Origin of the sequence: Gemmata obscuriglobus, assembly GCF_008065095.1 — a bacterium.
Classification (GTDB): domain Bacteria; phylum Planctomycetota; class Planctomycetia; order Gemmatales; family Gemmataceae; genus Gemmata; species Gemmata obscuriglobus.
The window spans coordinates 6,747,267-6,767,163 of the sequence record NZ_CP042911.1; the positions used below are offsets into that span (position 1 = coordinate 6,747,267).

Here is a 19,897-nt window from a genome sequence, read left to right on the forward strand (position 1 = left end):
CCGGTGTGTTAGGTCTCGCCCCCGACCGCCGAACTCCTCCCGCCGCCCACCCATTCGGAGGTTGCCCATGCCTACCTGGACTCTCAAAAAGCTCGCGGCCCGTCTGCTCCAATCGACCGGCCGCCCCCGCCCGGTTCCAGCGCTCCGTTCGGGGCTCGAAGCCCTGGATGACCGGGTGATGCCGTCGGTGTCCGTCTTCCCCTACGGCGAGGCGTTATACATCACCGGCACGGCAGGGGACGACGCCGTGGCCGTCACCCGGTCCGGGGGACAGCTAACGGTCACCACCCGGGCCGGTAACGGCCCGGCGGTGTCGACCGCGGTGCCGGTCGTGCCGTGGATGTACATCCAGTTCGCGGGGTTCGACGGCAACGACTCGTTCTCCAACGAGACGGACATCCCCGCCTACGCCGACGGCGGGAACGGGAACGATGACCTGCGCGGCGGTTCGGCGGCCGACACCCTGACGGGCGGTGCGGGCGACGACTACCTCAACGGCGGGGCCGGCAACGACGCCATCGACGGTGGGGCGGACAACGACATCATCCACGGAGGCCAGGGGAACGATGTACTCACTTGCGGAGCCGGCAACGACTACGCATCCGGGTCGGACGGCAACGACCTGTTGATCGGCGGGACCGGCAACGACTTCTTGGCCGGCGGAGCTGGAGACGACGCCTTCGACCCGGGCACCGGGACCGACACCCTGACCGGCGGCACCGGGTGGGACCGGCTGTCCATTGCCGCCCGGGCCGCCGGGGCCGAGGTGCAGAACACCCAGGTGGTGTTCCGGCAGGTCACCGCCACCGGGTTCGGGAGCGTCGTCGAGACCGTCGGGTGCCCCGACGTCGAGACGGTCGAACTGTGGGGCGGGGCCGAGAACAACCGCTTTGACGCGATCGGGTACACCGGGACGGTCATGTTCCACGGCGGGGCCGGGGCCGACTGGCTGCGCGGCACGGGCGGGGGCGATGTCCTGAACGGCGGAGAGGGGAACGACACCCTCTCCGGCGAGGGCAACTTTGACATCCTGAACGGTGGGGCCGGCAACGACGCCCTGTACGGCGGGGACGGCAACGACAACCTTGACGGCGGGGACGGGAACGACGCCCTGTACGGCGGGGCCGGCAACGACACGCTGACCGGCGGAGCCGGCAACGACGGCCTGTACGGCGGGGCCGGCTTCGACCGAGTGGCCGAGAACGCGCGGTACGCGGTCGTGTACGTCGGTGCCGACGCCGTCCGATCGTACTTCTGGCAGGGGGCGTTCATGGAGTTCGACCCGATCACCGAGATGGAGGTCGTGGCGGTGACCGGCGGGGCCGAGAACAACTGGTTCAGCGCGAACGGCTACACCGGGTCGGTCGAGTTCCGCGGCGGCGCCGGCAACGACACCCTACTGGCCGGCACGTCCGGCGACGCGGCCCTCTTCGGCGACGCCGGCAACGACACCCTGGGCGGGGGCATAGGGTTCGACCTCCTGCGGGGCGGGGCCGGCAACGACACGCTGACCGGCGGGGCCGGGAACGACCGGCTGTTCGGAGAGGGGGACGATGACACCCTCAGCGGCGGGTTCGGCAACGACGTGCTCGACGGGGGTGACGGGAACGACGTGCTCGGGGCGGTCGTCACCGTCGGCGGGCTGAGCGGCGGATGGCGGCAGTACACGTTCGCTGACGAGCCCGGGGACGATGTTCTGCGGGGCGGGTCCGGCAACGACACCGCCCGGGGCGGGTCCGGAAACGATGTCATCGAAGGCGGGTCCGGCAACGACACCCTGGGGGCCGTGCTGGTCAACGTCCGCCGCACCAACAACGACTCGATCTACTACTGGGAAGACATCGGCGAGGACGGGAACGACGTGATCCGCGGCGGCGACGGGGACGACACCATCAAGGGAGGCAACGGGAACGACAAGCTGTACGGCGAGGGCGGCAACGACATGCTCGGGGGCGAGACGCAACTCGCCTACGCCCAACTCAGCGGGGACGGGTACGCCTACGGGTTCGACCTGTACGGGGAAGCCGGGGACGACGAGTTGTACGGCGGAACCGGCAAGGACATCCTGGGCGGGGGGGACGGCAAAGACATCCTCGACGGGGGCGGCCAGTACATCAGCCCCGGCTACCAGATCCTCAACGCCCTCGGACAGATCTACTTCGACATCGACGTCGCGGTGGCGGCCGACGGGGACCTGATCTACTCAGACGGCGGGCTGTCCGCCTACTTCGGGTTCGAACTGAACAAGAACTACGTCAACGAGCTGACCGGGGAGCGGCGGTAGCCGGCCGCCCGCCCCGACCTGGAAGCCGGTGGAGGCCCACCCTCCAGTGGCTTTCCGCCCTGGAGTAGGCCGGCGGGCGTGGCGCAGGGCGGAAGTCCTGCGCCACGCCCGCCGGCCTACTCATACCCCAACACCAAGTCGATCACCCAGCACCCGCGCACATGCACCTGATGCGGGTCACGGCAGTGAGCGAGGATGTCGGCGTTGTCGCAGCCCGCGTCCTGAAGTGCGTCGGCCAGGATCGGCATCGCGGAGAAGTCGCGGGTGTCATACATCTCGCGTGCGAGCGCGATTGCGGTTGAGATGCGCCACTCAGGCGCGAACCCGACCGGCCGAAACGGGTTGCCAAACACCTCGTGCATAAGTGCCAACTTGGCATGTGATTCGGCTTGGCATTCAGCGTCATACGCGTGATTCTGGTCCTCCGACCGCCAGCCGGCGGCGTCAGCCGCAACTTGACTGAGTCCGCGGAGAACCGACACCAACTGATCCAGCGCCCGCTGTTGGGGCGAACTGATGAACGGTGAACGGCGCTCGTAGGTCGTCACAAACGCCGGGACCGACGGCGCGGAGCGGGTGCCGAACGCGGCCAGCGCGTCGGCCAGCTTGCGCTCCGGCGTTCCACACACCGCCAGCAGTTCGCACACGAACTCAACCGCCTCGGCTGCGGAAGTCGTGCCCTCGGCACGCCAAGGTAACACTACTTCGTTAAACTCTGCAAAATCCTCGTAGCGCATACGAGCTAAGTGCGCGGCCGCGCGGACGCTCTTCACCACCTCACCCCAATCGTGCGGTCCGGTTACCCCATCTGCCCAGCGATCGAGGAGGTCCATTGCGGCTTGCACTTGGTCGTCGCGAAGAAGTGCGGGCGTTGATGGAGAGAACGACATGGGCGCAGCCCAGAACGGCTCGAACCGGTCGAGCCACGCGGTCGTGATGAGTGCGATCTGCCGCGCGGACATGCGGGTGTACAGCGGCGCATTCTCGAACCAGTGGAAACCGGCCCGCGTCAGCCACCTCTCTTCTTCGGGCATTGCAGCACCTTCCCTTGCGTCCTCGCCACAGAACTGAGCCGCTACGCGCTACCCCTTCCCGAGCACCAGATCGACCACCCAGCACCCGCGCACGTGAACCGGTTGCGGGTCGAGGCAGTGGGTCAGGATGTCGGCGTTGTCGCACCCGGCGTCCTGAAGTGCGTCGGCCAGGATCGGCATCGCGGAGAAGTCGCGGGTGTCATACATCTCGCGTGCGAGGGCGACCGCGGTTGAGGTACGCCACTCAGGCGCGAACTCGGCCGGCCGAAACGGGTTGCCAAAAATCTCGCGGAGCAAATCAACCTGAAAGAGCAACTCGCCTTGGCCGGTGTCATAATCGTCGTGACCGCACGGAGCCGACATGCACGAATCGAGACAATACTCGGGATGGATCGGGAATGACGTGAGCTGCTCAACCGCGAACGTGAATTCATACTCTTCCCGGTCAATTTCGGCTCTACAGCCGTGCGAATCTTGCAATCGTTTTCTCAGCAGGCTCAATCGATCAAGCAGTACCGGGTCCCACTCCTCGGCGTTCAACTCTTCGGCAATCTGCTCGCACCCGTCGATCACCTCCGCGAGCGTTACGTCCGAAATCTGCTCCACGACCCGACGACAGCACACCACACCGAGCAGGCGAAACTTCCGATCGGAGTGTGTGGCGGCTTTGTGAAGGTAACGGAGTAACCTCAGCGGTCGCCGCCAGGCCAACCATTCTTCTTCGGTCATCGCGGGTTCTCAAAAGCAGCGCACCCCCGAGTCACGGTCGAACCGCGTCTCGGGGGTGCGTTGAAGCGACTCGCTCACCTCGGCCATCAGCCCAGGTTCATCGAGAGCAGGAACTCCAGGTTCGACTTCGTCTTCTTCGACTTGTTGATGAGCATCTCCATCGCTTCCACCGGGTGCATGTCGGCCAGCACGCGGCGCAGGATGCGCACCTTCTCGTACTCCTCCGGGTGCATGAGGAGTTCTTCCTTGCGCGTCCCGCTGCGCACCGCGTCGATCGCGGGGTACACGCGCTTCTCGACGAGCCGGCGGTCCAGGTGCAGCTCGCTGTTACCTGTGCCCTTGAACTCCTCGAAGATGACCTCGTCCATCTTCGAGCCGGTGTCCACGAGGGCGGTCGCGAGGATGGTCAGCGAGCCGCCCTCCTCGACGTTCCGCGCGGCACCGAAGAACCGTTTCGGCTTCTGCATCGCGTTGGAATCGAGACCGCCGGACAGGAGCTTACCGCCGCCGGGGGCCTCGGTGTTGTGGGCGCGGGCCAGACGGGTGATCGAGTCGAGCAGGATGATGACGTCCCGCCGCATTTCCACCATCCGCTTCGCCTTCTCCAGGACGATCTCGGACACGTGGATGTGCTCTTCCGGCGGCTCGTCGAACGTGCTCGCCACCACCTCGGCGTTCGGGCTCTGGACGAGCCGCTGCATCTCGGTCACTTCTTCCGGCCGCTCGTCCACCAGCAGCACGAAAACGTACGACTCGGGGTGGTTCTTGAGGATGGCGTTGGCCATCTTCGAGAGGAGGATGGTCTTACCGGTGCGGGGCGGCGCGACGATCAGCCCGCGCTGGCCCTTGCCGATGGGGGTGATGAGGTCGACGATCCGCATCGACAGGTCGTCGGGCGTCGTTTCGAGCTTGAGCCGCTCGTTCGGGTGCAGCGGGGTCAGGTCTTCGAAGCTGGTGACGCCGGTGCCCTCGTCCGGGTGCTTCCCGTTGACGAGTTCGATCTGCATCAGCGCGAAGTTGTCCTGGTTCTCGATGGGCAGCCGGATCGGCCCTTCGACCACCAACCCGGTCCGCAGGCTCATGCGCCGGATCTGGCTGGGGGAGACGTAGATGTCTTCGGGGCTGGCGAGGTAGTTGTGCGCCTGGCTGCGGAGGAACCCGTAGCCGTCGGGCAGAACCTCCAGGGTGCCGGACCCGCGGACCACCTCGCCACGCTCGATCTGGCGCCGCACCACGCCCACGATGAGCTGCGCGCGGCTCATCCCGGTGTGTTCGCGGATGCCCTCTTTTTCCGCGAGCGCGAACAGCTCGGGCATCGGCATCCGGTACAGGTCGTCGAGGCGCGCCCCGCTGCCCGCGGGGCGCTGACGTTCGGGCCGCTCCGGGCGCTCGGGCCGCTCACGCTCCGGGCGCTCGGCGGGCGGGGGTGCGGCGGGCGGCGCCGAAGCGACCGGGGGCGGACCTTCAGGTTTCCGGAAGGGGCGCTTGCCGGCGATTGCGGCAGCACGAAGTGAGGGCCGCGGCAGCGGCGACCCTTCGACGCCTTTGGCGTCGGGCATAGCTCGATCCTCGGTCGGAAGGGATGAACAGGACTCGGGGCGGTTCTCCGCCGCCGGTCGGACGTGGCAATAGCGCCACCAAAGGACCGCACGGGACCAATTCCCGGCGAGCCCGAATTCAGGCGAAACTCAAGTCAGAGGGTACGCACAGACTTCCCACACGGGGCGAAACGCTTCACAACTTGTCAGCAACTCCCTCGCCGTTCGGCGCCGCACTCCGGGAAAGGTCACGGAACTCGGTGAGTGCGGTTCAAGCCCAGCGATTCGCCTCTTTCGGTCACTTGCCTCTTCGACCACGCACCTTTTTGGCAGTACGCCTCTTTGGCTAAATGGACGAGTGCCAGGCGTTTTACTCACAGTGCCAAAATATGGGTGGGGAAGTCAAGATGCGTTGTGAGCCGCTCATCGCGGCCCGACACGCTGGAAAGTGCGGGCTTCCAACTTACCGGCAGTCTACGTCATCCCTGAATCGCGTCAATACGATTCTAGACTCAGTACCGCAAAAAATCCAGTCGCATTAAGGCAGGATGTGAGGAGATGCGGGCCGGCGCGTTTGTAGCGCGCCGGCCCGGTACGGCTCCGAAACGAATCACCCGCAGCCGCAACCGGCTGTATGGGTCTCGCGGGTCGTACCGAATCCGATTGATGAGTACCCCCTCACCGGGCATCGGCTACCATCGGCCGAGTCCGCTCCCAATCACAAGCACTCTTCAACCGGATTCGGTATCAGTCCAGTTTGATGTCCAGGTTCTGAACGGCTTCCGTCACCTCCACCCGGAGCGGTGATTTGTCCACCGCTCCGTACTTCTGCTGAATCGCAACGAGATCCGCCGGCTTCTTTCCGCGCCCCTTCGCGGCATCAAGTTCCTCCTTCGGGCTGGCGGGGCGCCACGCCACCCAGACCTTGTGAGTACCAACGACGGCCCCCTTGGTGCTCGCATCGTACTCCAGCGTGAACCGCCCGCTCTCGTCCGACACGCCCCAGCTCGGGCGCCCGGTCGCCGGTTCAAAGTTGACCGTCATGTGCGGCACGGGTTGCCCGTTCCGGGTAACGGTTCCCGATACGGGGACGATTTTCGGCCCGTCGCTACAGCCGCCGGCACCGACGAGCGCAAGGAACAGAAGGGCGGTCGCCGCCGCCCGGAGAAAGGTGGCCATGGGTCCGCTCCGGTTATGAGGGTAAGGCACTCGGCGCCGAATCAGTAGTTCGGGAGGACCTCGCCACCCGCCCGGGTGAACATCCACTGGTAGGCGTTGAAATCGATGTTGTTGTTCACGAGCGCAACCCGCCCGTCCACCCACGCGGCCAGCACCCCGTTCGTGTGGCTGCCGACGGCCGCCCGGTTGTTGTAAACGGTCGCGTTCGGCGGGAACGGGGTGCCGCCGCCGTACTCGCGGGCCGTCACCATCCCCTGCGTCGGGTGGTGGACCCAGGCGAAGTGGTTGGCGCCCTGGTTGGCGTCCAGCCAGCTCTGGTTCGCCCACGCCGCCTTCTCCAAGAACAGGAACGTGTTGCTGGTCCCGTCGGTCACCTCCGTCATCCGCACCTTGCTGTTCACCCACCCGATCCCGTTCTGCTGGGTCATCCGCTCGGCGCAGCAGTTGTCGCTGCCGCTGCTGGCGTTCATCGCGTAGTCCTTCATCTCGTTCGGGTTGCCCGCCGGCCGGGCCGACGGGCACCGGAACACCTTGGGCGCGTTGGTACACGCGAACTGGTTGGCGGTGTTACCCGCCGGGCCGCGGTTCGCGCCGTTCTCCCAGATCGCCGACGCGTAGGCCGGAACGTTCAGGTTGAACCGGTTGTACAGGTTGTCGGCCTCGACGTACGGCAGCACCGGCACGGCCCAACTGAAGTGGCCCCAGGGCACCGCCGCGCCGAGGGACGGGTCCGCCCAGCCGGACGGGAAGTTGTAGTCGCCGGTCATCGGCCCGAAGCTGCCCGGCGGCAAACCGCCGAGCGCGTCGTGGTGGCTGTGCGCGGCCAGGGCGAGTTGCTTCAGGTTGTTCGAGCACGACATCCGCGCGGCGGCCTCGCGCACCTTCTGGACGGCGGGCAGCAGGAGCCCGATCAGGATCGCGATGATCGCGATCACCACCAACAACTCGATCAGCGTGAACCCGCGCCGCTGGCGAAATGAAAACATGGCGACCCTCGTGGAGAAACGAGTCGGAAATGCGGAACGATTATCCGAGCCGCCCGAAATCCTAACAGAACTGTCACCAGAACGCCACAACTTTTTCGGTGTCGCGCGAAACGGGCAGAGCAAAGAACCGCAGCGAACTGTATATCACAATGGTATTTTCTGTAATGCATTTTCAACGCAGCTTCATGCGATCTTCGTGTAGGATGTGTACCGTAACACCACATCTTCGCGAGGTGCGTCATGCGCTGGGCAGTCTCGTTATTTCTTGTAGCCGCGGCCGTTGTTGCGGTGCCCGGGTGCGGGAAGCCGCCGATGGTGACGGTCAAAGGTGTCGTCAAGGCGGGCGGGAAGCCGGTCCCGCACTGCAAGGTGGGTCTGTTCCCGGACGTCGAAGGGTTCGACCCGAGCAAGCACGGGTACGGGTTCGGGATGACGAACGACAAGGGCGAGTTCGAGATCCAGCACCCGAACGGGACCAAGGGCATCTTCCCCGGCACCTACAAGGTCACGTTCGTCGCGTGGGTCGACAGCAAGGGTAAAGCGATCCCGCCGGAGACGAAGCCGAGCGAGGTGCCGGGCGGTGTCAAGAACCTGTTGCCCTCGAAGTACGAGGCGCTGAGCGACACGCCCGAACGGCTCACGGTTTCGAAGGAAGGCGCCGAGGCCAACTTCGACCTGTCCACCCAGTGACCGCCCGCATCGCCCGTTTCATCCTCATTTTCCTAAGGAGTTACCGATGCCCTCGCGCCGCCGGTCCGGGTTCACGCTGATCGAGTTGTTGGTGGTGATCGCGATCATCGCGATCCTGATCGGGCTCCTGCTGCCCGCCGTCCAGAAGGTCCGCGAGGCCGCCGCCCGCATGAGCTGCCAGAACAACCTCAAGCAGCTCGGCCTCGCCTGCCACTCGTTCCACGACGCCCAGCAGGGGTGGCCGCTGGGCATCGAGTTCAACGTCGGCAGCGCGTGGACCGCATTCATCCTGCCGTACATGGAGCAGGACAACGTTTACAAGGCCCTGACGTTCCAGGAGGACAGCCTCGCGAACCGGCAGTGGGCGCAAGGGCTGCCCGGGGTCCCCGGTGACATCACCAGTTCGAACCCGGACCTCCGGAACATCGGCGCGTGCGAGATGAAGTTCAAGATGTTCACCTGCCCGTCGTCGGGCCTGCCCGACAACATCCCGGACATCTCGGGCGACAACTGGATCGTCCAGCGCCGCGCGCCGGCCAACTACTCCGGGTGCGTGTCCGGGGTGATCACCGACGACCGCCGCCGCATCACCGCCAACACCCCGTGGGGCTCGACCAACAGCGGCACCGAGGACATCCACACCCTCGACGGGATCTTCATCGCCAAACAGGTCCACCAGCGGATCACGCGGGACGGCCAGAGCTACGGCGGGATGACCAGCGGGGTGACCATGACCGGGATCACCGACGGCACCTCGAACACGATCGCCATCGGCGAGGTGCTGACCGACCGGCTCGCGATCCCGGACATGGGCCTGACCCGCGAGAACAACGCCAGCGGCCAGGGCCGTAAGGACCACTGGGCGATCGGCGGCGACGACGCGGACACCAGCAACCAGGGCGACATGTCGGAGTTCCTGTTCTCGACCGCCGTGAAGATCAACACCCCCCGCGTTGCCGGCGGGAGCGCCGGGTTCGCCGCCTACGAGCTGAGCGCCGGGAGCGGCCACAGCGGCGGCGCGAACTTCCTGTTCGCCGACGGGAGCGTCAAGTTCCTTCGCGACAGCCTGGACGCCGGCATCTTCTCCGCGCTCGGCACCCGCACCGGCGGCGAAGTGATCGGCAACTACTAACGCGGCCCCACACGCCACGAGCGCGGCCGGCCCGGGGATGAGTTCCCCGGGCCGGCCGCATTTCGTTAATCGCGTGTGATTCGCAAAAATCGAGCGTGTAAACCTGCGAACCAGTGCGTACAGTGAGGCCGGCCCCCCCCCCGCGCACCCGAGCGACACGATTCCCGATGACACTCCTCGCCGAAAGCTGGAGCCCCGAAACCTTCGGGCTGTCCCTGTTAGCCGCAGCCGCGTTCGGGTTGCTCGGGATCGCGCTGCTGGCACTCGGGTTCAAGGTGTTCGAGTGGATCACACCGAAGCTGAACGTCGAGGAAGAACTGGCGAAGGGGAACGTCGCGGTGGGCGTGGTTCTGGCCGCCGTGGTGCTCGGGATCAGCCTGATCGTGGTCCGCGCGATCGGCGGCTAACCCATGAAAATGTCACGCACAATCACCCTGAAGCTGCTCACCGGGCTGACGCTCACCGGGTGCCTCACCGCCTCCGGATGCGGCGGGGCTCAGGACGACACGCACGAGCAGGCGGCGGCGGACGCCAACGAACCGGTCGATGAAACTTGGTACGACGAAAGCGGTAACGCGGTCCAGCCGCAGTGGAAAGTGGACGAGCAGGGTAACCGGGTACTCGATGCCGAAGGGCGGCCCGTCCCCGAACCCGGCATCCCGCGCGACCGCCACGGCCACCTGTGGGTGTACCACCACGGCGTGTGGGTGCCGCCGATCGTCGTGTTCGGCCCGGCGTACCGAACCGGACCCGTGTATCACGGCGGAACTGTGTACCACAGCGCCCCGGCTCGTTCGAGTTCCTGGGTGAGCGGCGGTTCCGGGTACCGCACGCCCAGTACAACGACACCGTATCGCGCGCCGAGTGGCACCGGATCGCACCCGGTTCACACCGCGCCGTCGGCACCGAGTTCCGTCGCCGGCGCGAAGCCGCCCTCGGGTTCCTCGATCACGCGCGGCGGTTTCGGCAGCACCGGGTCCGCGTCGGCGTCTTCGGCGAGCAGTTGAACGAACCGGTTGAGGACAGTGCCCATGCCCGATGACGATTATGACGACGACCGCGACGACGAAACGCGCCGCCCGGCCCGGCGCCGCCGCGGGCCGCGCAACAACACGGACGTGCCCTGCCCGGAGTGCGGCGCGCGGTCCGTGCGTCCGGGGCCGTGGCCGTGGTACCTGGGCACGATCGGGGCGATGGTGTGCCGGGCGGTGATCTGCGAAGAGTGCGGGCACGAGTACGACGAGCGGAAGCCGCACGCGCACCTCCCGACCCGCAAGCGCAACCTCGCGATCGTCATCAACCTGCTGGGGTTCGTCGGCATCGTTTCGGTGTTCGTCCTGCTCGGCGTGTGGATCTACTTCACGATGGGCCGGCGCTAACCCGTCTGCGTGATCGCATGAAACAACTGACGATTGTGGTCAAGCCCTTCCGCGCGGAGGCCGTGCTCCAGGTCATCGCCGAACTGGGCGTGACGGCGTGCGCGGTGCGCGAGGCGAAGGGGTACGGGCGCCAGAAGGGCTACCTCGACCGGTACCGCGGGTCGGAGTACAGCGCCGCGTACTTACCGAAAGTGGAGATCACCGTCTGGGCCACGGACGAGCAGGCGGCCCAACTGAAAGACCTCGTGCCCAAGGTCGCGCGGACCGGCCGCATCGGGGACGGCAAGGTCTTCGTCGTGCCACTCGCGTGGCCCGAGTCGCTCGTGTTCTGACCACATTTTCGACTCAACCTCCCCAGCCCGCACAGCCGATACAGACCGAAGAGACGGAATCCGTCGCCTTTCGGAGTGGGCCGATGCGGAAGCTGATCGCTACGGGTTTGGGCGCCGTCCTGACCGCGAACCTTGCTGCGGCGCAGCAACCACTCGTACCGATCCCGAACCCGTACCCACAACAGTCACCGACACGGCCGCTTACACCGATACCGAACCCGTTCCCGCAATCGCAGCCCGCATCGAACGTGCCCCCGAACCCGTATCCGCCGCAGGGGTTCCCGCTTCAGCCAGGCGCACAACCGCAACCGGGGTCGCTCCAACCCGCACAGCCCACCGCCTCCCCAATGCCGGGACGGCTCCCGCCACTTCCGGGCGCACAGCCGGGCGCAACGCAGAGGCAGGGGAACCAGCCGGCGGCAAGTCCGGCGACGGCACTCGGGGCGCAGATGCCGCTTCCGTACGCCGAGCAGAAGTTCGCCCTCCGTGCGACGGACGTGGCGGTGAGACGCACGACAAGCGGGTGGGAAGTGTGGGCCGGTCAGAAGGTCCTTCGAAACACCGGCGAAAGCGAAGCGAACGCTCAGGATCTCGCCCGCGTGCTGCGGGAGCTGCGCCCGACCGAGTGGGTCACCATCGGCGGCGTGAAGCCGGTGGTGGAATACGGGCTCACCAACGGGCGCCCCGCGGTCACCGGTGGCGTGGTGCCGGAAACCAAGGAGGGCGGCACGGGAGAAGTACTTCAATCGGGCGGGACGAGCACCCCGCGGCCGGGCGCCGGCGCGGCCAAGTTCGTGCGGCCGATCGACCTCCGTTCGACCCGCGTGGAACCGGTTCGCGGCGTGTGGGTGGTCCGCGACGACGACAACATCCTTCTCAACTTTGGGACGGACAAAGCGGGCGCGGAGCAGGCCGGCGCGGCGATCCAGCACTACGGGTTCAACCGGCTCGGCATTGTGGGCGCGCCGACGCAACCGACCATGAGCTACCTGTTCGCCTCGGCGGACCCGGTGAAGACCATTCCGGGCGGCACGCTGGTGGTACAAAGCCAGATCGAAGCCCTGACGCGCACCGGCATCCCGGTTCCGGGGGTGGGGTTCACGGGCGAGATGATCAAGATCGACCCGCGGCGGGTCGAGGCGCGGAAGGACGGGTTCGAGTGGGTCGTGGCGTTCGGACCGGAGGTGCTCGGGCGGTTCGGGCCGACGGAGTGGGCCGCACGCGAGGCCGTCCGCACCATCCAGGACGGGCGGTTCACCGAGTTCTGCAAGCTGGGGGGCGTCTCGGGGCTCACGTTCTTCCTCGTGGACGGTAAGCCCCCGACGCGCGTTGCGCTCGCCGCACTGGGCCGCAACCTCGATCCCAGCGCACTGAAAACGCAGCAGGTCAACGGCCGCTGGGCGGTAACGGAAAGCGGCCGCCAGTTGTTCGAGGTGGGCAGCGCCCAAGAGGGCGAGACGGTGATCCGCGTGCTCAAGGCCTTCGGGTTCGACCAGTCGGCCCACCTCAGCGCCGGCGGGGCGAAGGGCGGGATCTCGTTCTTCGTGAAGAACCGACGCTGAAATAAGTCAAAAGGTGAAAGTGAAAAGGCAAAGGCGAAGGGCAGCCTGATCGGGCCGCTTGCCTTTCCCTTTTGCCTTTTCACTTTCACCTTTTGACTTGAACCTCACCAGCCGAGCTTATCGCGGAGCTGATTGAGCCCGCCCGCCAGCGCGTCGGCGGCGGTGGGGTACGTCGCGGCGGCGTCGTCGAGCCGCTTGCCGTTGACGGTGCTGCTCACCGCGCACGCGAACTTGCCCGCGGCGGGCCGCACCTCGAGCTTGTACTGCGGGTTCCCTTCGAGCATCACGAACGTCGTTTCGGTTCGCACCCCGGGCTTCAGCGCCCCGCCGCGCGTCTGCAACCAGTCCGGTACGGTCATCGCTTTGGCTCCGTGTTCGGGTTCGCCGAAAGCATACTACTCCGGCAGCGGTTTGTCTTTCGTCTCGGGCAAGAACGGCAGCACCAGCAGCCCGACGAGGAACACCGCGCACATTGTCACGCAGGCGTACCGGAACTGGGTCGCGGTGTCGCCGGTGAACATCTTCGGCAGCTCGCCCATCACGAACAGCCCGCCGGCCGCCACCACCCGGCCCGCGTTGTAGCAGAAGCTCGTGCCGGTGCTGCGGAACTTCGTCGGGAACAGCTCCGGCAGGTAGATCGCGTACCCGCCGAACAGCGCGAGCTGGCAGAACCCCATGATCGGGATCATCCAGAAGATGTCCGACCGCGTTTGCAGAGACCAGAATGTACCCGCCGTTGAAATCGCCGCCAACACGAAGAACACCGCGAACGTCGGCCGGCGCCCGAAGATGCCCGTGACCCAACTGAACGCGAAAATGCCCAGGAACGACCCGGCGTTCTGCACCAGCGACGTGATCCCGCGCCAGCGCCCGGTTTCGCCCTTGAGCTGGTCGCCGGACAGCCCCTCCGATTTCAGCGTTTCCTCCAGCGCGAGCCCGACGAGTTTCGGAGAGAAGAACCCGATGCCCCACAGCCCGATCACCCCGGCCCCGGTGAGCAACAGGGCGAGGAACAGCCTCTTGTTCCACGGGGCCGTGGTAAAGATGCCGGTGAGCGTGCCCGTGAACTGCTGCCACGGCGACGGCCGCGCGCCGGTCGCTTCCGCGGCCCGCAGGGCGAGCCACTTCTGCGGCTCCCGCAGCGAGAACTGCACCACGACGAGCAAAAGGCCCGGCAGGATGCCGAGCAGGAACATCACCCGCCACGGGGTGAGCCACCCGTCGGGCGGGAACGCGCCCTGCTTCTGGAGCGACCCGAGGTACATGCTGGTGAGCGCGGCGGTGCAGTTCCCGAGCACGCTCGACGCCTGGAACAGCCCCAGCGCGTACGGCCGGGCATTGTCCGGCACGGTTTCGGCCAGGAGCACCACCGCGGACGCGAACGCGCCGCCCACCCCGAACCCGGTCAGCAGCCGGTAGAGCATGAAGTCCCATTCGGTGACGGATAGCGCGCTGAGCCCGGTGAAGAGGGCGTACAGACCGATGGTCGCGGTGAGCGTTTTCACGCGCCCGAGCCGGTCACCGAGCACCCCGAACCCGATCCCGCCCAGCCCCCACCCGATCAGGAACACCGCGGTGGCCCACGACCCTATGTAGCCGACTTCCGGGGACGTCGCCGGCTTGTGCATCAGCGCCGACAGGGCCGGCTCGCGGGCCAGCACGAAGAGCTGCTGGTCCATGCAGTCGAGGTCCCACGCGAGGCAGCACACGACGAACACGAACCACTGGTAACCGGTCAGGTCCCGGAGGCTGGCCCAGCCGGTGCGCGGCGCGACCGGCGCGGGTGCGGAAGAATCAACGGACATGGCAGCTCGGTACGTGGCGCGCGGGCCGGGGGCGGCCGCCCCGCGTGTGGTGAGGACAGTTCCGGAGACATTACACGGCCGCCGAACCGGAAGCCAGCATTTCCGCAAACGTGCCGCGGTCGCTATGATGAATCTTTTCCCCTTTGTGCCGGGTCCGCGGGGGTCGCGTTCCGATGACGCATGAGGATCTGTTCCCGCTGTCCATCGGGTTCCTCGGCGCCGGCCAGATGGCCACGGCCCTCGGGGCGGCGTGGGCGAAGGCCGGGCTCCTCGACGCGGCGCGAAGCCGGGCGGCGGACCCGTACCCCGAGACGCGCGCGAAGTTCCAGGCCGCCACCGGCATCGAGACGGTCGCGTCGAACGCCGCCGTGGCCGCGCAGTGCGACGTGCTGGTCGTGGCCGTGAAGCCGCACAACGTCTCGGCGGTCGCGGCCGAGATCAAGCCCGCGCTGGAGCCCCGGCACTTCGTCATCTCGATCGCCGCGGGGGTCACCCTGGACACGCTCGCGGCCGAATTCGGCACCGCGCGGCTGGCCCGCGTGATGCCCAACACCCCGTGCCTGGTAGGCGCGAGCGCGAGCGGGTACGCCACGCGGAACCCGCAGCCGGACAACACCGACACCGCTCTCGTCGGGAAGCTGTTCGGCGCGGTGGGCCAGGCGTTCCACCTGCCCGAAAACCTGCTCGACGCCGTGACCGGCCTGAGCGGCAGCGGCCCCGCCTACGTGTACATGTTCATCGAGGCCCTGGCCGACGGCGGCGTGAAGTCCGGCCTGCCGCGGCCGGTGGCCCAGGCGCTCGCGGCCCAAACGGTCCTCGGCGCCGCGAAGATGGTGCTCGAAACCGGCCTGCACCCGGGCGCGCTCAAGGACGCCGTCGCGAGCCCCGGCGGCACCACGATCGCGGGCATCCACGAGTTGGAGCGGTCCGCGTTCCGCGCCGCGGCCATCGGCGCGGTCGAGGCCGCCGCGCGGCGCGCCGGGGAGTTGGGGAAGAAGGAATAAAAGAGTTCACCGCAGGGGGCACGTGAGCGGGCAAAAAACAGAAGCCGAGCACGGCCCATGTTTTCTTGCGTCCGCGCGTGCCCCCTGCGGTGAAGCAGTTACTGGTTCCACAAATGACAAACGAACTGGTCCTGATTCTCGACTTCGGCTCGCAGTTCGGGCAACTGATCGCCCGGCGGGTGCGCGAGTTGAACGTGTTCTGCCAGGTGGTGCGGCACGACATCTCCGCGGCCCGCGTGAAGGAGCTGAACCCGAAAGGGATCATCCTCTCCGGCGGCCCCGCGAGCGTGTACGAGCCGGGCGCGCCGCACTGCGACCCCGCGGTCTTCGACCTCGGCATCCCGGTGCTCGGCATCTGCTACGGGATGCAGCTCGCGTGTCACTTCCTGGGCGGCAAGGTGGGCGGCGCGGCCCACACCCGCGAGTACGGCCGCGCGACCCTGAGCGTGACCGACCCGGACACCATCTTCAAAGGCTACCCGCCCGAGTCGATCGTGTGGATGAGCCACGGCGACCAGGTGCAGAACGTGAGCGGCGACTTCGTGCCGCTCGCGGCCACGGACGCCTGCCCGCTGGCGGCGGTGAAGCACACCTCGCGCCCCATCTTCGGTCTCCAGTTCCACCCGGAGGTGGCCCACACCCCGCACGGCGGGCAGATTCTGGCGAACTTCCTCCGCGACGTGTGCGGCTGCTCCGGCCAGTGGAAGATGACCGCGTTCATCGAGAACACGGTCGCCGAGATCCGGCGCAAGGTCGGCAACAAGCGCGTCATCTGCGGGCTGTCCGGCGGGGTCGATTCGAGCGTCTGCGCGGCCCTGCTGGTGAAGGCCATCGGGCCGCAGGTGGCGTGCATCTACGTCGACAACGGCCTCATGCGAGAGGGCGAAACGGAGCTGGTGAAGCACACGTTCCGCGACTGGTTCAAGGCCGACCTGCACGCGGTGGACGCGGGCGAGCGGTTCCTGACGGCGCTCGCCGGGGTCACCGACCCGCAGCAGAAGCGCAAGATCATCGGGAAGGTGTTCATCGACGTGTTCAAGGAGGAGGCCAAGAGCATCCCCGACGCCCACTTCCTCGCCCAGGGCACCCTGTACCCCGACGTGATCGAGAGCGGCGGCTCCCCGGACGGCCCGGCGGCGACGATCAAGCTGCACCACAACGTCGGCGGGCTGCCCGCGGAGCTGGGGTTCGAGCTGATCGAGCCGCTGCGCGACCTGTTCAAGGACGAGGTGCGGCACCTGGGCACCGAACTCGGCCTGCCAGAAGACGTGGTGTGGCGCCACCCGTTCCCCGGGCCGGGGCTCGCGGTGCGGTGCCTCGGCGAGGTGACCGATCCGAAGCTCCAAACGATCCGCAAGGCCGACACGATCTTCCTGGAAGAGCTGCGCAAGGCCGGTTGGTACCGGAAGACCTCACAGGCGTTCGCGGTGCTGCTGCCGGTTCAGAGCGTCGGCGTGATGGGCGACGGGCGCACCTACGAGAGCACCATCTGCTTGCGGTGCGTGCAGACCGACGACTTCATGACCGCGGACTGGTCCCGCCTGCCCGAGGACCTGCTCGCCCGGACCGCCACGGCGATCATCAACCGGGTGAAGGGCATCAACCGCGTGGTGTACGACATCAGCAGCAAGCCGCCCGCCACGATCGAGTGGGAGTAATCGGCGTTTGGAACGCGGAGTAAGGCCGTATTCACCGCAGAGAGCACGAGAGGGCGCAGAGAAGACCGGGGCAAAGCGATATCGCAATCCCACTCGATTTCGATGTTCGGCGGCGCGTGGCTTTCTCAAGCTCACTCTTGCTATTATTGCCTTCTCTCTGCGCCCTCTCGTGCTCTCTGCGGTGAATCCTGTATTTGGAAAGCCACAACGGTGGAGGCGTTCCAGCCGTGCGAGCCGACATCTGCGCGTCCGACGACTACGCCACCCGCGACCGCCTCCTCGCGGCCATTTACGAGTTGGGCGGCGCACCGGAGGGGGACACCGAAGCCATCGGCATCGGGTTGCACCGCTACTTGTTCCCGGCGGGCGAGGTGACGGTGTTCGCGGACGCGTGGCTGGTGGACGTGGAAGGCCCGGACCAGTTGGTACGTGACCTCCTACAGTTAATCTCCGCCGGGGAACGCGGTTAAAACTATCCCCCTCTCACCACAAGGAACACGCCGATGATGGCTTGGCCGACGATGATTTGCGGCGCGCTGCTGGTTCTGGTCGGGATCGTGGGCTACGGCACCTCGGAGGTGCAACCGCCGCCGGTAACGGCGCTGATCCCGGCGTTCTTCGGTGCCGCGCTCGTGCTGTGCGGCGCGCTGGCGTTCAACGACAAGATCCGCAAGCACGTGATGCACCTCGCGGCGATGATCGGCCTCCTCGGCGCGCTCGGCGGGTTCATGCCACTCGTCCGCCAGATCAGCAAAACCGGCGAGTTCGACCCGACGAAGAAGTCGGCGATCTCCGGCGAACTGATGATTCTGGTGTGTGTGGTGTTCGTCGGATTGTGCGTGAACTCGTTCATCCAGGCGCGGAAGGCCCGCAAGGCGCGGGAGTCCGCGGAGGCGAGCGGTGCGCCCGCGGCGTAACCGCCTGCCGGCCGGGACGTATCAAAGAGTGGCCCGTGGTGTGCAACCGCGGGCTCATTTCGGAAAGACAGCGGTCGCAGATTTACGGAACAGATCGCGCCCCCCCCGCGTGGCAAACCATTCCGGTCCGGTCGTACTTACGGCCCCCCCCATCAGGCCACACGAACGCTTGGCTGCATTCACGCGACCTTCACGCTATGCAGAGGCCACAACAGTAGTCTTGCAGATCTGCCTCAAGGCCGGTACAAATCTGCAGATTTGTACCGGCCTTGAGGCGGCAAGGACGGTCCTTAGCACACCAAACACTGGTTCGGCCACCCGAGGGCTTCGGGCGGTGGTGGGCTTCGATGCTGGTTTTGCTCTCGCCCGACTCGGACGAACTGGAGGGAACATGCGTACCTTCGCCCTCGGCTGGATGGTAGTGTTCGCGCCCACGCTATCGAGTGCACCCGTTCCGCGGCCAGCTATCGACCCCAACTTGGTCGGGCGATGGAAAATGGTGGGCTACTCCCCAGATCTCTCGAAAACGCCGATTCGGCCGTCTTTCTTGCCGGTGGGCATCGACCTGGTGTATGTGTTCCGTGACGACGGCCGTCTCGAACTGCGGAACGAGTTCTCATATGCTTCTCCGGATGTGCGCACAGGGACATACGAGGTCTTCCACTCCGAAGTCCGCCACACGGCTACTTGGGACAGAGATCGGGGGAAGGTGCTGACCATGCGGATTGAGCGCTTGTCTCCGGGCCGCGTGGTGCTGACCGAGGACGGCACTACGCTCGAATTCGAGCGCATTGAGATCGCCCCCGCCCCGCGCGCTGTGGTTGGCAAGTGATCCATGTGCGGCCGCAACCGCAGCACCAAAGGCAGCCGAACCCGGGACCGCACACGACACCGCCATCTGATTTGGAACGCACCGCTCATCCGATGAGGGCGGTGCCGGTGAACTTGTAACCCGGTGCCCTGTAGAAGCCGGATGAGCGCTCGCAAGGAGAATAGGTGGTGACAAGGATGCTGACGGCAGTTTTCTCTCTTGCCTTCGTGCTTACAACAGGTTCGGCAACCCCCGTGCCCAAAGAAGCCGACTGCCCGGCCGCCTACTATCCAACAAAAATTGGCACCAAGTGGTCTTATGACTGCAGGGGCGTTCGCCCCCGGAACTCAGGGGAGATGGTGGTCAGAAACGTTGAACGGAAAGGCAATGACACCGTAGTGACGACCGAGTTCGAGGACGGCGGCCAGTGGCGTGTGGGGGAAAAGATGCTGGTGTCCAGCCGCGGGCTGTTTGTCTTGGAACGTGGCGGCAGCACGTTCGACCCGCCGGTCTGCCTGCTCAAGTTGCCCCACAAGCCGGGCGCGCAGTGGGAGACGGTGACGAAGTTTGGGGACAGCGAGATCCGGTTCAAGCATAAGGCGCTTCGCCCCGAGTTGGTCCGGGTCGCGGCCGGGCGGTTCGAGGCGCTCCCCGTCGTCGAGCACATGCAATTCGTCGACTCGGACGCGAAACTGTGGCCAAATACGCACTGGTACGCCCCGGGCGTTGGGCGCGTCAAACAGACCAATGAGGGCGGGCTGCGATACTTAATGGAGTCGTTCACCCCGCCTGAGAGGTAGTCTGAGGCTGAGGCGGTGCCCGGCGCGGCATCTGACACCGCCGGCTGATTCGGGACG

At 66.5% G+C, this 19,897-nt stretch carries 21 protein-coding genes; 14 read left to right on the forward strand and 7 right to left on the reverse strand.

Going from position 1 to position 19,897, the window contains the following annotated elements; translation table 11 throughout:
* Window positions 1-67 precede the first annotated feature (67 nt).
* Window positions 68-2,284: a calcium-binding protein gene (locus tag GobsT_RS28080; RefSeq protein WP_010051599.1), complete on the forward strand. Its 2,217-nt coding sequence runs from the start codon at window positions 68-70 to the stop codon at window positions 2,282-2,284.
* Window positions 2,285-2,400: 116 nt separating this feature from the next.
* Here the strand turns inward: GobsT_RS28080 and GobsT_RS39025 are convergent, their stop codons facing one another.
* The 5 genes from GobsT_RS39025 to GobsT_RS28105 form a co-directional block, all read right to left on the reverse strand.
* The gene (locus tag GobsT_RS39025; protein ID WP_197905231.1) at window positions 2,401-3,318 is read right to left on the reverse strand and encodes a hypothetical protein; all 918 of its coding nucleotides are present in this window, start codon (window positions 3,316-3,318) and stop codon (window positions 2,401-2,403) included.
* A gap of 48 nt (window positions 3,319-3,366) precedes the next feature.
* The gene (locus GobsT_RS40035; protein WP_010051506.1) at window positions 3,367-4,047 is read right to left on the reverse strand and encodes a hypothetical protein; all 681 of its coding nucleotides are present in this window, start codon (window positions 4,045-4,047) and stop codon (window positions 3,367-3,369) included.
* An 86-nt stretch (window positions 4,048-4,133) separates the two neighbouring features.
* Window positions 4,134-5,606: a transcription termination factor Rho gene (gene rho / locus GobsT_RS28095; RefSeq protein WP_010051500.1), complete on the reverse strand. Its 1,473-nt coding sequence runs from the start codon at window positions 5,604-5,606 to the stop codon at window positions 4,134-4,136.
* 726 nt (window positions 5,607-6,332) lie between these two features.
* Window positions 6,333-6,764 (reverse strand): carboxypeptidase regulatory-like domain-containing protein, encoded by a 432-nt coding sequence (locus tag GobsT_RS28100; RefSeq protein WP_109570812.1) that lies wholly within the window; start codon window positions 6,762-6,764, stop codon window positions 6,333-6,335.
* 41 nt (window positions 6,765-6,805) lie between these two features.
* Window positions 6,806-7,750 (reverse strand): DUF1559 domain-containing protein, encoded by a 945-nt coding sequence (locus GobsT_RS28105; RefSeq protein ID WP_010052126.1) that lies wholly within the window; start codon window positions 7,748-7,750, stop codon window positions 6,806-6,808.
* Window positions 7,751-7,990: 240 nt separating this feature from the next.
* Between GobsT_RS28105 and GobsT_RS28110 the strand changes: the two genes are divergently transcribed.
* The 7 genes from GobsT_RS28110 (at window position 7,991) to GobsT_RS28140 (ending at window position 12,845) form a co-directional block, all read left to right on the forward strand.
* Window positions 7,991-8,440: a hypothetical protein gene (locus GobsT_RS28110; protein WP_148087900.1), complete on the forward strand. Its 450-nt coding sequence runs from the start codon at window positions 7,991-7,993 to the stop codon at window positions 8,438-8,440.
* Between the two features lie 46 nt (window positions 8,441-8,486).
* Window positions 8,487-9,572 (forward strand): DUF1559 domain-containing protein, encoded by a 1,086-nt coding sequence (locus GobsT_RS28115; protein WP_010052132.1) that lies wholly within the window; start codon window positions 8,487-8,489, stop codon window positions 9,570-9,572.
* 167 nt (window positions 9,573-9,739) lie between these two features.
* Window positions 9,740-9,979: a DUF350 domain-containing protein gene (locus tag GobsT_RS28120; protein WP_010052226.1), complete on the forward strand. Its 240-nt coding sequence runs from the start codon at window positions 9,740-9,742 to the stop codon at window positions 9,977-9,979.
* Window positions 9,980-9,982: 3 nt separating this feature from the next.
* Entirely contained in the window at window positions 9,983-10,579 is a 597-nt protein-coding gene (locus tag GobsT_RS28125; RefSeq protein ID WP_029601347.1) for a hypothetical protein, read from the forward strand.
* A 24-nt stretch (window positions 10,580-10,603) separates the two neighbouring features.
* Complete coding sequence (locus GobsT_RS28130) at window positions 10,604-10,951, forward strand: hypothetical protein (RefSeq protein WP_010052225.1); 348 nt, start codon at window positions 10,604-10,606, stop codon at window positions 10,949-10,951.
* Window positions 10,952-10,968: 17 nt separating this feature from the next.
* Complete coding sequence (locus tag GobsT_RS28135; protein ID WP_010052221.1) at window positions 10,969-11,283, forward strand: P-II family nitrogen regulator; 315 nt, start codon at window positions 10,969-10,971, stop codon at window positions 11,281-11,283.
* A gap of 449 nt (window positions 11,284-11,732) precedes the next feature.
* Window positions 11,733-12,845, forward strand: coding sequence for a hypothetical protein (locus GobsT_RS28140; RefSeq protein ID WP_109570811.1), 1,113 nt, complete (start codon window positions 11,733-11,735; stop codon window positions 12,843-12,845).
* Window positions 12,846-12,949: 104 nt separating this feature from the next.
* On the opposite strand, the gene GobsT_RS28145 is transcribed toward GobsT_RS28140, so the two are convergent.
* On the reverse strand, window positions 12,950-13,204 hold the full coding sequence (locus GobsT_RS28145) for a hypothetical protein (protein WP_109570810.1): 255 nt from the start codon (window positions 13,202-13,204) through the stop codon (window positions 12,950-12,952).
* Between the two features lie 36 nt (window positions 13,205-13,240).
* Complete coding sequence (locus GobsT_RS28150) at window positions 13,241-14,650, reverse strand: MFS transporter (RefSeq protein WP_010052435.1); 1,410 nt, start codon at window positions 14,648-14,650, stop codon at window positions 13,241-13,243.
* A 173-nt stretch (window positions 14,651-14,823) separates the two neighbouring features.
* On the opposite strand from GobsT_RS28150, the gene proC reads away from it, so the two are divergent.
* The 6 genes from proC (at window position 14,824) to GobsT_RS28180 (ending at window position 19,840) form a co-directional block, all read left to right on the forward strand.
* A complete protein-coding gene (gene proC, locus GobsT_RS28155) occupies window positions 14,824-15,654 on the forward strand; it encodes a pyrroline-5-carboxylate reductase (protein WP_010052438.1) in 831 nt (276 codons plus the stop codon).
* Window positions 15,655-15,767: 113 nt separating this feature from the next.
* Entirely contained in the window at window positions 15,768-17,312 is a 1,545-nt protein-coding gene (guaA, locus tag GobsT_RS28160) for a glutamine-hydrolyzing GMP synthase (RefSeq protein WP_010052924.1), read from the forward strand.
* A 227-nt stretch (window positions 17,313-17,539) separates the two neighbouring features.
* Entirely contained in the window at window positions 17,540-17,782 is a 243-nt protein-coding gene (locus tag GobsT_RS28165; protein ID WP_010048896.1) for a hypothetical protein, read from the forward strand.
* Between the two features lie 33 nt (window positions 17,783-17,815).
* Complete coding sequence (locus tag GobsT_RS28170; protein WP_010048894.1) at window positions 17,816-18,229, forward strand: hypothetical protein; 414 nt, start codon at window positions 17,816-17,818, stop codon at window positions 18,227-18,229.
* Window positions 18,230-18,620: 391 nt separating this feature from the next.
* Window positions 18,621-19,061: a hypothetical protein gene (locus GobsT_RS28175; protein ID WP_010048892.1), complete on the forward strand. Its 441-nt coding sequence runs from the start codon at window positions 18,621-18,623 to the stop codon at window positions 19,059-19,061.
* A 377-nt stretch (window positions 19,062-19,438) separates the two neighbouring features.
* A complete protein-coding gene (locus GobsT_RS28180) occupies window positions 19,439-19,840 on the forward strand; it encodes a hypothetical protein (RefSeq protein ID WP_148087901.1) in 402 nt (133 codons plus the stop codon).
* Window positions 19,841-19,897 lie beyond the last annotated feature (57 nt).

Excerpts from the sequence above, each read along its gene's own strand:
- guaA (WP_010052924.1), top strand. The coding sequence starts at position 15,768 with ATGACAAACGAACTGGTCCTGATTCTCGACTTCGGCTCGCAGTTCGGG.
- GobsT_RS28150 (WP_010052435.1), bottom strand. The coding sequence starts at position 14,650 with ATGTCCGTTGATTCTTCCGCACCCGCGCCGGTCGCGCCGCGCACCGGC.
- GobsT_RS28080 (WP_010051599.1), top strand. The coding sequence starts at position 68 with ATGCCTACCTGGACTCTCAAAAAGCTCGCGGCCCGTCTGCTCCAATCG.
- GobsT_RS40035 (WP_010051506.1), bottom strand. The coding sequence starts at position 4,047 with ATGACCGAAGAAGAATGGTTGGCCTGGCGGCGACCGCTGAGGTTACTC.
- GobsT_RS39025 (WP_197905231.1), bottom strand. The coding sequence starts at position 3,318 with ATGCCCGAAGAAGAGAGGTGGCTGACGCGGGCCGGTTTCCACTGGTTC.
- GobsT_RS28100 (WP_109570812.1), bottom strand. The coding sequence starts at position 6,764 with ATGGCCACCTTTCTCCGGGCGGCGGCGACCGCCCTTCTGTTCCTTGCG.
- GobsT_RS28145 (WP_109570810.1), bottom strand. The coding sequence starts at position 13,204 with ATGACCGTACCGGACTGGTTGCAGACGCGCGGCGGGGCGCTGAAGCCC.
- GobsT_RS28135 (WP_010052221.1), top strand. The coding sequence starts at position 10,969 with ATGAAACAACTGACGATTGTGGTCAAGCCCTTCCGCGCGGAGGCCGTG.
- GobsT_RS28130 (WP_010052225.1), top strand. The coding sequence starts at position 10,604 with ATGCCCGATGACGATTATGACGACGACCGCGACGACGAAACGCGCCGC.
- proC (WP_010052438.1), top strand. The coding sequence starts at position 14,824 with ATGACGCATGAGGATCTGTTCCCGCTGTCCATCGGGTTCCTCGGCGCC.
- GobsT_RS28140 (WP_109570811.1), top strand. The coding sequence starts at position 11,733 with ATGCCGCTTCCGTACGCCGAGCAGAAGTTCGCCCTCCGTGCGACGGAC.
- GobsT_RS28120 (WP_010052226.1), top strand. The coding sequence starts at position 9,740 with ATGACACTCCTCGCCGAAAGCTGGAGCCCCGAAACCTTCGGGCTGTCC.
- rho (WP_010051500.1), bottom strand. The coding sequence starts at position 5,606 with ATGCCCGACGCCAAAGGCGTCGAAGGGTCGCCGCTGCCGCGGCCCTCA.
- GobsT_RS28115 (WP_010052132.1), top strand. The coding sequence starts at position 8,487 with ATGCCCTCGCGCCGCCGGTCCGGGTTCACGCTGATCGAGTTGTTGGTG.
- GobsT_RS28125 (WP_029601347.1), top strand. The coding sequence starts at position 9,983 with ATGAAAATGTCACGCACAATCACCCTGAAGCTGCTCACCGGGCTGACG.
- GobsT_RS28170 (WP_010048894.1), top strand. The coding sequence starts at position 17,816 with ATGATGGCTTGGCCGACGATGATTTGCGGCGCGCTGCTGGTTCTGGTC.
- GobsT_RS28175 (WP_010048892.1), top strand. The coding sequence starts at position 18,621 with ATGCGTACCTTCGCCCTCGGCTGGATGGTAGTGTTCGCGCCCACGCTA.
- GobsT_RS28105 (WP_010052126.1), bottom strand. The coding sequence starts at position 7,750 with ATGTTTTCATTTCGCCAGCGGCGCGGGTTCACGCTGATCGAGTTGTTG.
- GobsT_RS28110 (WP_148087900.1), top strand. The coding sequence starts at position 7,991 with ATGCGCTGGGCAGTCTCGTTATTTCTTGTAGCCGCGGCCGTTGTTGCG.